We start from the raw sequence: 11,773 nt of genomic DNA, 5'->3' as shown, positions 1-11,773 counted from the left end.
GAAATTCTACGGCAGCCTTGATCGGCAGGCCATCCTTCGTTGCTTCATCGGTCGGCATTTGCAATTTTTCAGGGCAATTATCCGGCATCCTCCTCCCAAGACTGAAAGCAGACCCGTCATGACGAAAACCTTGAACCTCCTCATCGAAAAGACAAGCCTGACCCGGCGCGCCGGCCTTGCGCTGGCCGCATCCGCGGTCGCCGCCGCCTTTGTTTCCGCCTCCCTCGCACTGGCGCCGACACCGGTTTTTGCGCAGGACAAGACGTCCGTGAAGGTCGGGATCATGAGCGGCGAGGATGAGGACGTCTGGCGCGTCGCCGTTGCAGAAGCCGGCAAGAAGGGTCTTTCCGTGGAGACCGTCGTCTTCAACGACTATACCCAGCCGAACGAGGCTCTGGAGCGCGGCGAGATCGATGCGAACGCCTTCCAGCATCTTCCCTATCTCGAAAACCAGATCCAGCAGCACGGCTACAAGATCGTCCCGGCCGGCTTCACGGCCGTCTGGCCGATCGGCGTCTACTCGCGCAAGGTATCCAAGATCGCGGACCTTCCCGAGGGCGCGGTGGTCGGCGTGCCGAACGATCCGTCGAACGAAGGTCGCGCCTTGCTCGTGCTGCAGACCGAAGGCCTGATCAAGCTGAAGGAGGGGACCGGCATCCTGGCGACCATCACCGATATCGCCGAGAACCCGAAGAACATCGAGATCAAGGAACTGGACGCCGGCATCGTCGGGCGTTCGATCGACGATCTCGATGCGGCCGTCGTCAACACGGACTGGGCGCTGAAAAGCGGCCTGACGCCGGAAAACCGGATCGCCCAGGAGGCTGTGGACGGCAATCCCTACCGCAACTTCATCGCGGTCAAGGAAGACCAGAAGGATGCGCCCTGGGTGAAGACGCTGGTTTCCGCCTACCAGAACGATGCCGTGAAGGCCGAGTTCGACCGTGTCTACAAGGGCACGGGCATCAGCGCCTACTGATCCGAACGGCATCAGGAACAGAAAACGGCTCGCGGCCCTGGTTGTCGCGAGCCGTTCGCCTTTGCGGCGGGAAGGACAGGACAATGACAAGGATTGCCAGCGCGGAGACCCGCAGCATTCCAGCAGATGGAGAGCCATCGCCGGTGCCTCATGCTGGGCATGGGGCAGAAAGGGCTGCTGACGTGCCCGTCGTTCAGCTCGACGGCGTGGTCCGGCATTTCGGCGGAACGGCTGCGCTGGACGGGATCTCGCTCTCGGTGCGCAAGGGCGAGGTGGTCGGCATCATCGGTCGCAGCGGGGCCGGAAAATCGACGCTGATCCGCTGCCTGAACGGGCTGGAGCGCCCGGACCGCGGCACGATCGCGATCGAGGGCCGCGATATCACCGGCCTTTCCGAGGCTGAGCTGCAGCCGTTGCGGCGCCGGATCGGCATGATCTTTCAGCATTTCAACCTTCTCTCGGCCAAGACCGTGGCCGAAAACGTCATGTTGCCCCTGAAGATCGAGGGCATGCCCCGCGCCGAGCGTCGGGAGCGCGCGGCCGAGCTGCTGGATCTCGTCGGCCTGTCGGCAAAGGCCGATGCCTATCCGTCCGCGCTCTCCGGCGGGCAGAAACAGCGGGTGGGAATCGCCCGGGCGCTCGCCGCACGACCGGCCCTTCTGCTTTCCGACGAAGCCACGTCCGCGCTCGATCCGGAAACGACGGCGTCGATCCTCGCGCTCCTCAAGGATATCAACCAGCGTCTCGGCCTGACGATCCTCCTCGTCACCCATGAGATGGAGGTCGTGCGCGGCGTTGCCGATCGCGTGGCGGTGATCGACGCCGGGAAGATCGTGGAGGACGGCCCGGTCTGGTCGGTGTTCTCCGCTCCCAAGGCCGCCACGACCCGGAGCCTCCTCGGCGCCATCCGTCCCGACCTGCCGCCGGCCATCGTGGCCGAACTTGCAGCGCGCGGCGAGCGCGTGCTCGGTGTCGATCTGGTCGGGCCGGAGGCCGCGACGCTGCTCGCCGCATTGTCCATCGAGCTCAAAGCGCCCGTTCGCCTCGTGCATGGCGGCATCGATTACATCCAGGGGCAGTCGGTCGGCCGCTTCTTCATCACGCTTCCTGCCGGCGCCGCCCTGCCGCAGGCGATCGCATTCCTGACGCGCCACGGCGCCCATGTGGAGACCACGGGTCATGTCCCCGATCATGTTTGATCTTCTGCTGCGGTCTCTGTGGGAGACCGTCCTGATGACGCTCGCCTCGGGCATCATCTCGTTGGTCGCAGGCCTACCGCTCGGCCTTGCGCTGGTCATGACCGGCAAGGGCGGCATTTCGGAGAACCTCTGGGTCAACCGTGTGCTGGGCGCCGTGGTCAACGGGTTCCGCTCCGTGCCGTTCATCATTCTTCTGGTCGCGCTCATCCCCGTCACGCGCTTCATCGTCGGCAGTTCGATCGGCACCTGGGCCGCGATCGTGCCTCTGTCCATTGCCGCCACGCCCTATTACGCGCGCATCGCCGAGGTCTCCCTGCGCGAGGTGGATCGCGGCCTGATCGAGGCGGTGCGGTCGATGGGCGGCAATCGCTGGACGATCGTGCGGGAGGTGCTGCTCCCCGAAGCGCTGCCCGGCATCGTCGCCGGCTTCACGGTCACGCTCGTCACCCTGATCGGAGCCTCGGCCATGGCCGGCGCCATCGGCGCGGGCGGGCTCGGCGATCTTGCGATCCGCTACGGCTACCAGCGCTTCGAGACCTCGGTCATGGTGGCGGTCGTTGTCGTGCTTATCGTGCTGGTCTGCGCGATCCAGTGGATCGGCGACCGGCTGGTCGATCGCCTGGACCATCGTTGACCGACGGCTGACCGGCGCGCCGTTCTTTTCCTGACCCGGACCATGCCGGGATGAACCGAGGGCAATATCCATGACGAAGCAGATGCATCTCGGCGCCTTCATGCGGCCTGTCAGCCTGCATACCGGCGCGTGGCGTTATCCGGGCGCTGCTCCGGATGCGAATTTCAGCTTCAAGCACCTGAAGCATTTTGCGCAGACATTGGAAGCGGCAAAGTTCGATGCTTTCTTCATGGCCGACCATCTGGCCGTCCTCAACATGCCGGTCGAGGCGTTGAAGCGGAGCCACACGGTGACCTCGTTCGAACCCTTCACGTTGCTCTCGGCACTCGCTGCCGTGACCGAGCGGATCGGGCTGGTCGCCACGGCTTCCACCACCTTCGACGCGCCGTACCACATCGCTAGGCGGTTCGCCTCGCTCGACCATATCAGCGACGGCCGGGCCGGATGGAACATCGTCACCACCTCCAACCCCGATGCCGCGCTCAATTTCGGTCTCGAGGAGCATGTGGAGCACAGCGAGCGTTATCGACGGGCGCGCGAGTTCTTCGATGTCGTCACCGGACTTTGGGACAGTTTCGCCGACGATGCCTTCGTGCGCGACCAGGAGAGCGGGCTGTTCTTCGACCCGGAAAGACTGCACGTTCTCGCTCATCAGGGTCCGAGCCTTACCGTGCGCGGGCCGCTCAACATCGCCCGCCCGCCGCAGGGCTGGCCCGTCATCGTGCAGGCAGGACAATCGGAGCCGGGACGCCAGCTTGCGGCGGAAACGGCCGAGGTTATCTTTGCCGCGCCGCGCGATCTGCAGGGCGGGCAGGAACTCTACGCCGACATCAAGGGGCGGCTCCATGCGCTTGGCCGTTCGCGCGACCATCTGAAAATCCTCCCTGCCGCCTTCATCATCATCGGCGACACGGTCGAGGAGGCGCGGCAGAAGCGCGCGTTGCTCGACAGCCTGGTGCACTTTGAAAGCGGGATCGCATCTCTTTCGATCGCGCTCGGGGTCGACGCATCCGGCTTCGATCTCGATCAGCCGCTGCCGCAGGAACTTCCCGAGACGAATGCCAGCAAGACGGGACGCCAGCAGGTGTTGCGGCTGGCGCAAACCGAAAAGCTGACGGTGCGACAGCTCGCGCAGCGTTATGGCGGCTATTCGGGTCTCGCCTTCGTCGGAACGCCGGCAAGCGTCGCCGACGACATGGAGACCTGGATCGATGCGGAAGGATCGGACGGGTTCAACGTCGTCTTTCCCTACCTGCCGCAAGGGCTCGACGACGTGGCCCGGCGGCTTGTTCCCGAGCTTCAAAGGCGCGGCCGCTTCCGCCGGGACTACGAGGGCACGACATTGCGCGACCATCTCGGCCTGCCGCGTCCGGACAACCGGTTCTTTCCGCGCTGAGATCCCTGCCGAGGAGAGGCTACGTCTCCTCGATGCGCCGTTCATCGTCGGGAAGGACGGCCAGCTCGCGCCAGTCGATCTCCTCGAGAAGTAGATTGTACTCGTCGACGTTCAGCCGATTGCTGGTTCGAAGCCGTTCCAGCGCCTTGCGCTGGGCGTCGATCGCTTCCAGGGCGAGGGTGCGATAGGTTCGGAGCGCATCGGCACCCGCGGTATTGCCTCCCCGCGTGTCGATCAGCGCCGCGCGCTCGATGGCGAACTTGTTGCGCACGAGCTCGGCCTCCGGCCCCGAGCGAGCTTCGATGCGCTCGAGCCCGGCCGAGGCAATCTCCAGTCGGAAATCGGTCATGTCGCGGGCGCCCTGTTCGCGCTGGTCGAGGCCGAGCAGCCGGATCAGCGGCGCAAGCGTCAGCCCCTGCAGCACGAGGGTGGCCAGAACCACGGCGAACGCCGCAAGCACGACGAGGTCACGCTGCGGAAAATCGGACGGCAGCGCGAAGGCGGTGGCCAGCGTGACGAGGCCCCGCATGCCGCACCAGGCTGCGAGCACCGACTGACGCACGTTCGTTTGTTCCTCGACGCTCAGAAGGGCGTTTCGAAGGCGGTTGAAGCCGATGCAGATGACGAAGCGGACAAGGACGACGGTCGCGACGACGGCGGCGATGAAGCCGGAGACGTGGATCAGCCGGTCGCTCGTCATGCCGCCGAGAATGTCGCGCACCTGCATGCCCATCAGCAGGAAGGCCATGACGTTCAGCACGAAGACCACGGCACTCCATACGGCATAGGACTGGACGCGCATGCGGGCGGACGAGCGGCTGGTGCTGCTGGCAGCCGCGGTCATGGCGAAGGCGACGATGGCAAGCACGGCCGACAGGCCAAGTCGCTCGGCGAGGATCCAGAGCAGGAACGTCTGGACGAACTGCAGCAGGTTGCCGCCGAGCGTGCCGGCGACATAGGTCGTGACGCGCGCCGTGGCCCAGGCCGTGGCTATGCCGAGCAGAATGCCGCCCGGTGCGGCGATGGCGAAGTGTAGCGCGACCGCCGGTCCGAGCCCACCCGATGTCTGCACCGAGAGGGCCGCGCCGAAGATCAGGAGGGCAGCGGCATCGTTGAACAGGCTTTCGCCGCGCAGGACGGCATCCGTGCTGCGCGGAATGGACATGCCAGACAGCACGGCGGTTGCGGCTGCCGCATCCGGCGGCGCGACGATCGCGCCGAGAACGAGCGCTGCGGCGACCGGCAGGCCGGCATAGAGCGAGCCGACGACGGCAACAGCGACGGCGGTGGCCGCCACACCGCCCACGGCAAAGACGATCAGCGCGACCCAGTAGCGGCGCGCGGTGTTGACGGGGAAGTCGAACGCGGCGTCCATGAGGGCGGGGGCGATGAAGAGCGCGAGCGCGGTCTCGGGCTCGAGCGCGATATAGGGCACGCCCGGCACCACGGCGGCGGCCACGCCGGCCATAGCGAGCATGGAGGGATAGGGCACCGACAGGCGACGCGACACCTGCAGAAGTGCAATCGCCACGAGAAGAAGGACGAGGAGGCTCTCAAAAAAATTCATCGATGGCGCTTCATTCCCTGAAGACCGTGCCGGCGTCATGCCGTCCGGGCGGCAACCTTGCCTCAGCGCCGGGGATCGGTCCAGAGCGGGAAAAGCCGGAAGGAGGCTTTCCGTCGCTGCATCGAGCGTAAGCCGTCTATTTCATAAGGCCTGCCGCGCGCAGGGCTGCCTCGATGACGTCCTTGACGCCTTCCGGCCTTCCGGCGCCGGTAGAGGCGGCAGCAGGCGCTGCGGGATCGCGCCCGGCATGTCCAGCGCGGGACGAGGACGCGGGGGAGGTCGCCTTTGGGGCATGTGTCGCCTGCGGGCGCTGCGTCGTCCTGTCGAACGAAGCCGCGATGCCCCAGCTGCGCGCGATATGGAGGGTGGAGGAAATTCCGACATCCAGCATATAGGGTGCCGCCTCGCCATAGCCGCTCTGGGTGTCGAGGGGCGTGCCGTGGCCCATGCCGCGCACGAGGAAAAGATCGAGAACCTCGCGCCCGGCACCGTCCACCCAGATGTGCCGCTCCTGGCCATCCACCGTTTCCACCCGTTCGGGACGCGCCGCGACGCCGAGTGCGCCGCGCCACTGGTCGATCAGCGCGCCGGCGTTCCTGTCGGAAACGGTGCTGTCGGCCGTCCCTTGCCAGATCGAGATGGTCGGCCAGGGACCCTTGTGCGGCGATGCCGTGGCCAGCAGGGCCTGAAGCCTGTCGGCCTCCGGCAGGCCGTGGCCGCGCATACGGTCGAAGGCTTCCGGTACGGTGGTCGCCACGCCATGCGGCAGGCCGGCGATGATGGCGCCGCCCGCGAAGATTTCGGGATAGGTGGCCAGCAGGGAGTTCGCCATCGCTCCGCCGGCGGACAGGCCTGTCACATAGACCCGGCGCGCATCGACCCCGTGATCGGCGATCATGGTCGCGATCATTTCCCGGATCGACAGCACTTCGCCGGATCCGCGCGTCACGTCGGGCTTCTGGAACCAGTCGAAGCAGAGATTGCCGTTGTTGCTGCGGCTCTGCTCCGGGTAGAGCACGGCAAAGCCGTAGTCCTCCGCCAGGGCCGACCAGCCGGAGCCACGGTCGTAACCGGCCGCGTTCTGCGTACATCCGTGCAGCACGACGACCAGCGGCAGCGCGCCTTTCGGCTTTGACGGTTTACTGTACCAGCCGGTCAGCTCGCCCGGATTGCTGCCGGCGCGCCCGAGCGGCTGCAAGCTGGATGTGGCCGGCCGAAAGCCTTCCGGACGGGCACGCAGGCGTGCCAGGCGCTCGATCGTGTCGGACAGTTTTCTCATGGTCGGTTTCTCATGGCCGTCTCCCGGCTCTGGGCCGGACCCCTGAATGTCGGGTGGCGCATGGTGCAGTGCACAACAGATGGGACGCCATCGTGGCGAGACAAGGGCCACGCGGCCAATCCGGCTTTATTTACGACAGTCCTAATATGTTGTCGACCGTGCGCAGGAAGATGCGCGCGCCCTGTTCGATCAGGATGTCAGGGAAATCATAATCGGGGTTATGGAGCGCGGGATGCGCCTCTCCGCTTCCCAGGAACAGCATGGCCGAGGGGCCGCAGGCGCCGAACCGGCCGAAGTCCTCCGACGCGCGGATCGGCAATCCTGTCGTGTCGTGCGCCATGCCCTCGTCGGCAAGCGCCTGCTCGAGATGCGCGACCGCTTCCGGCGCGTTGTCGCAGTGGTGATAGATATCCTCGTAACGATAGGACAGGTTCAGTCCTTCCTCGCCGGCCACCTGCGCGATCACCGCTTCGGCGCGGGCACAGAGATCCGCCATGCCGGCATCGGTCAGGGTGCGCAGGGTCGCCCAGATTTCGGCACGGCCGGGCGCAATGCTGAAGGCCGGCTCGCCGAGTACCGCATGGGTCAGCGTGACCATGGCGAAATCGTCTGCGGGAAAGCGCCCTGTCGTCAGGTTCGTCAGCTGGGGCATGAGACGCGCGAGCGCCTGCATGGGAGACAGGCCTGTCTCGGGCATGGACGCATGCGCCGTCTTGCCGTCGAGAAGTGCGCAGAGGCCGCGTGAGGCGCAGTTGACGGGCCCGGAGGCGAGCGCGACATGTCCGAGCGGCAGGCCCGGAAGATTGTGCAGCGAAAAGGAGAGTTCGGGGCGGATCTCGTCGAAAGCCGGATCGGCCATCACGGCGGCCGCACCGGCGCCGGTCTCCTCGGCCGGCTGGAACATCAGCACCACGCGTCCTCGCGAAGGTCGCCGCCGCGCAAGGCCGCGACCCAGCGCCGCGATGATCGCCATATGCCCGTCATGGCCGCAAAGATGCGCCTTGCCGGGCGTTCCGGAACGGTAGGCCGCTTCGGATATTTCGGGGATCGGAAGGGCATCGAGTTCGCAGCGGAACAGCAGCGTCGGCCCAGGCGCCTTTCCGGAAAAGACGGCCGCCACCCCGTGGCCGCCGAGACCGGTGAGGATGCGGTCCGGTTCGAGCACGGCGAGATGCGCCTGCACCCGCGCCGCCGTTTCCCGTTCCTCGCCCGAGAGTTCCGGATGCCGATGCAGGTCGTGCCGGAACGCCGTGAGGTCGGCCAGATCCGTGTGATCGAGAAACATGCTCATCCTTCCGCGCGAGTCGCAGTGGGATCTTATCGCGTGCAGGCGGCGCGGCAATGGTCAAGCTCGGGCAGACGATCACCCGAGATGGGCGCGTCCGAAGCGGGACGCAACGTCCGGAAGGTCTGTCTCGGCCGATGCGTCGGCGAAATCGTCGAGGATCGGGCAATCCGGACGGTGGTCTCCGTGACAATGGCTGGCCAGATGCCGCAGCGTTGCCGTCATCGCCGCAATGGCGGCCGCCTTGCGATCGAGTTCGGCAATATGCTCCAGCGCGATCGCCTTGACATCGCCGCTTGCCCGCCCGCGATCGTGCCAGAGGGCCAGCAGCGTCTTCATCTGGTCGACTGAGAAACCGAGGTCGCGGGCGCGGCGGATGAAGCGCAGCGTATGAAGATCCGCGTCCGTATAGGTGCGGTACTGCGCTTCGCTGCGATGGGCGGGCGAAATCAGGCCGATCTGCTCGTAATAGCGGATCATCTTGGAAGATACGCCGGTGGCTTTTGCGGCTTGGCCGATGTTCACGAGGGCGTCCTTTCCACAGAGGCGGGCGGAGAAAAACTGCGCAGGCGCAGCGCATTGCCGAGCACGAAGACGCTGGAGAGGCTCATGGCGCCGGCGGCCAGCACCGGCGACAGCAACGTGCCATTGACGGGATAGAGTAGGCCGGCTGCCACCGGTACGAGACCGATATTGTAGGCAAAGGCCCAGAACAGGTTCTGGCGGATGTTGCGGATCGTCGCCCGGCTGATGGCGATCGCGCGGGGCACGCCGGCGAGATCGCCGGACATCAGCACGACGTCGGCGCTTTCCATGGCGATATCGGTGCCCGTTCCGAGCGCAATTCCGATATCCGCCTCCGACAGAGCGGGCGCGTCGTTGATCCCGTCGCCCACGAAGGCGACACGGGCCTCGCGGCGCAGGGCCTGCACCGCAGCGACCTTGCCGCCGGGCAGAACATCGGCCACGACCGCGTCGATACCGAGCGAACGGGCGACGGCCGTGGCCGTGCGGCGGTTGTCGCCCGTGATCATCACGACCTTCAGGCCCGCCGCCTTCAGGGCCGCAACGGCGGAGGCGCTGCCTGGCTTGACCGGGTCCGAGACGGCCATCACGGCTGCAAGCCTGCCGCCGATCGCCGCATAGATCGGCGACGTTCCGGCATCGCCGAACGTGACCGCCTGCGCCTGATATTCGGAAACGTCGACGCCGACGTCGCGCATGGCGCGATCGGAGCCGATCAGCACGGCCTCTCCGTCGATCGTGCCCCTGACACCCGAGCCGGGAAGGGCCTCGAAATCGGTGACATCGGCCGGCACGAGGCCTTCCCGTTGCGCGGCGGAAACGATGGTCGCGGCGATCGGATGTTCCGAGCGGATCTCGAGACCGGCGACGCGTCGCAGCACGTCCGCGCGGTCAAAGCCCGGTGCCAGCACGAACGAGGTGAGCTCCGGCTTTCCCTGTGTGAGCGTTCCCGTCTTGTCGAAGGCGACGATTCCCACGTCGCGCAGACCTTGCAGGGCGTCGCCCCTGCGGAAGAGGATGCCGAGTTCGGCGGCGCGTCCGGTGCCGACCATGATCGAGGTCGGTGTCGCCAGACCCATGGCGCAGGGGCAGGCGATGATCAGGACGGCAACGGCGTTGATCATGGCGTGGCCGAGCACGGGCGCCGGTCCGAAGACGAGCCATGCCGTGAAGGTCAGCAGGGCGGCAGCGAGAACGGCGGGTACGAACCGCGCGGTGATCCGGTCCACCGTCGCCTGGATCGGCAGCTTTGCGCCCTGTGCCGTCTCCACCATGCGGATGATCTGGGACAGAAGCGTATCCGCACCCGTTTTCGTCACGCGGAAGGTGAAGGTTCCCGTGCCATTGATCGTGCCGCCAACGACGGCCGCGCCTTCGGCAATCGCAACGGGCAGGGGCTCGCCCGTGATCATCGACTGGTCGACCAGAGAGCGGCCTTCCTTGACCTCGCCATCGACGGGAATTTTTTCGCCGGGCCTGATCAGCACCCGGTCGCCCGGCTTCACTGTCCCGATCGGGATTTCCACGATGCCATCCGCGTGGATCACCCGTGCCGTTCTTGCCTGAAGGCCCATCAGCCGGCGGATCGCCTGACCGGTACGTCCTTTCGCCCGGGCTTCGAGCATCCGGCCGAGCAGGATCAGCGTGACGATCACGGCCGCCGCCTCGAAGTACACGTTGTCGGTGCCCGGCGGCAACGCGGTGGGCAGGAAGGTCGCGACGACCGAATAGGACCAGGCGGCCGTGGTGCCGAGCACGACAAGCGCATTCATGTCGGGTGCGAGACGCAGCAGGTTGGGCACGCCCTTGCGGAAGAAGGGAAGGCCGGGGCCGAATAGAACCAGCGTCGCCAGCACGAACTGCAGGCGGCGGCTTCCCGCCATCCCGAGCGTCGACAGCACCCCGTCATGGATGGCCGGCACGAGGTGCGAGCCCATCTCGAGAAGGAACAGCGGCAGCGTGAGCACCGCGGCCAGGAGGAACGCGCGGGCAAGCCGCCTTGCCTCACGCGTCTGGCGATCGCCGGCTTCGTCCACAGGGTCTGCGGCGTTTCCCTCTGCCGGGGACCGCAGATGATAGCCTGCCGTGTTCACGGCCGCCTCGATTGCGGCGATCTCCGTGCCCTCCAGCAGGCGGACGGTCGCTGTTTCCGTTGCGAGATTGACGTCTGCCGCCTGCACGCCGGGTACCGCGGCCAGGGCCTTCTCGACGCGGGCAACGCAGGAGGCACAGCTCATGCCTTCGATGGGAAATGCATGCGTGGCGAGCCGCGGTGCATACCCCGCGGCTTCGATCGCGGCGACCATGGCCGTCGGTGCGAGGTCGGCGGCATGCGTCACCGTCGCCCGTTCGGTTGCAAGGTTGACGCTGACCTCGATCACCCCGGGGACAGCGGCAAGAGCCTTCTCGACGCGCGCGACGCAGGAGGCGCAACTCATCCCCTCAACGGCAACGGTCGTCGTCGTGGAGGTGGTCACGGGCTTGTGGAGAGACGTATGCGCCGTCATCGGGAAGGCTCCCTGTTGTCATCTGCCGATATAGGTAGGCCTTCCCATCATGGGAAGGTCAAGGGCGTTGCACCGTGTTTGCCGGTGACCGGAAGCGGACGGACGCAGGGCGGAAACGCGCGGCTGGCGAAAGGACAGGCAAAAGCCCGCGGGGATCAGCGCGGCGCGCGAAGATGCGGGGTGTAGCCGGCCGCCGTGATGGCCTCGGCGATCTCGTGGGCGCTTGCGGCCGTTTCCACGTCCGCTGTCTTTGCGGCAAGATCGATGCGGATCGTGGCGCGGGCGTCCACGCGATGCACCGCGCCTTCGACCGTGCTCTTGCAGTGGCCGCAGGTCATGTCGGGAATATCAAACGCAATCATGGGGACGTCTCCTTTTCAGATACGTCCCCATGATAGGGCT

The 11,773-nt window shown here is 66.4% G+C and carries 10 protein-coding genes; 4 read left to right on the top strand and 6 right to left on the bottom strand.

The genetic code is table 11. From position 1 onward, the window contains the following. Positions 1–118: 118 nt before the first annotated feature. From ASG03_RS19090 to ASG03_RS19075, 4 genes are all read left to right on the top strand, one after another. A complete protein-coding gene (locus ASG03_RS19090; RefSeq protein WP_062695136.1) occupies positions 119–979 on the top strand; it encodes a MetQ/NlpA family lipoprotein in 861 nt (286 codons plus the stop codon). An 83-nt stretch (positions 980–1,062) separates the two neighbouring features. After that, complete coding sequence (locus ASG03_RS19085; protein ID WP_082475847.1) at positions 1,063–2,178, top strand: methionine ABC transporter ATP-binding protein; 1,116 nt, start codon at positions 1,063–1,065, stop codon at positions 2,176–2,178. Then, a complete protein-coding gene (locus tag ASG03_RS19080; RefSeq protein WP_062476878.1) occupies positions 2,159–2,812 on the top strand; it encodes a methionine ABC transporter permease in 654 nt (217 codons plus the stop codon). The genes ASG03_RS19085 and ASG03_RS19080 overlap by 20 nt, the downstream gene beginning before the upstream one ends. A gap of 70 nt (positions 2,813–2,882) precedes the next feature. Next, the gene (locus ASG03_RS19075) at positions 2,883–4,208 is read left to right on the top strand and encodes an LLM class flavin-dependent oxidoreductase (RefSeq protein WP_200934716.1); all 1,326 of its coding nucleotides are present in this window, start codon (positions 2,883–2,885) and stop codon (positions 4,206–4,208) included. A gap of 19 nt (positions 4,209–4,227) precedes the next feature. Here the strand turns inward: ASG03_RS19075 and ASG03_RS19070 are convergent, their stop codons facing one another. The 6 genes from ASG03_RS19070 to ASG03_RS19045 all read right to left on the bottom strand — a co-directional run bounded on the left by ASG03_RS19070 (position 4,228) and on the right by ASG03_RS19045 (position 11,733). Beyond that, positions 4,228–5,775 (bottom strand): cation:proton antiporter, encoded by a 1,548-nt coding sequence (locus ASG03_RS19070; RefSeq protein WP_062695131.1) that lies wholly within the window; start codon positions 5,773–5,775, stop codon positions 4,228–4,230. 136 nt (positions 5,776–5,911) lie between these two features. Next, positions 5,912–7,054 (bottom strand): extracellular catalytic domain type 1 short-chain-length polyhydroxyalkanoate depolymerase, encoded by a 1,143-nt coding sequence (locus tag ASG03_RS19065; RefSeq protein ID WP_062695129.1) that lies wholly within the window; start codon positions 7,052–7,054, stop codon positions 5,912–5,914. A gap of 130 nt (positions 7,055–7,184) precedes the next feature. Then, positions 7,185–8,339: an amidohydrolase gene (locus ASG03_RS19060; protein WP_062695127.1), complete on the bottom strand. Its 1,155-nt coding sequence runs from the start codon at positions 8,337–8,339 to the stop codon at positions 7,185–7,187. 78 nt (positions 8,340–8,417) lie between these two features. Further along, on the bottom strand, positions 8,418–8,864 hold the full coding sequence (gene cueR, locus ASG03_RS19055) for a Cu(I)-responsive transcriptional regulator (protein ID WP_062695125.1): 447 nt from the start codon (positions 8,862–8,864) through the stop codon (positions 8,418–8,420). Beyond that, on the bottom strand, positions 8,861–11,371 hold the full coding sequence (locus tag ASG03_RS19050; protein WP_062476859.1) for a heavy metal translocating P-type ATPase: 2,511 nt from the start codon (positions 11,369–11,371) through the stop codon (positions 8,861–8,863). Before ASG03_RS19050 ends, cueR begins: the two co-directional genes overlap by 4 nt. Before the next feature lie 155 nt (positions 11,372–11,526). Beyond that, positions 11,527–11,733 carry a heavy-metal-associated domain-containing protein gene (locus ASG03_RS19045; protein WP_062476856.1) on the bottom strand — a complete coding sequence of 69 codons (207 nt, stop codon included), beginning with the start codon at positions 11,731–11,733 and terminating at the stop codon, positions 11,527–11,529. Positions 11,734–11,773: the final 40 nt, after the last annotated feature.

Origin of the sequence: Rhizobium sp. Leaf341 (assembly GCF_001424325.1) — a bacterium.
Taxonomy (GTDB): domain Bacteria; phylum Pseudomonadota; class Alphaproteobacteria; order Rhizobiales; family Rhizobiaceae; genus Ferranicluibacter.
Note: the sequence above shows the minus strand (reverse complement) of the source record. Positions and strands in the feature narration are given on the sequence as shown.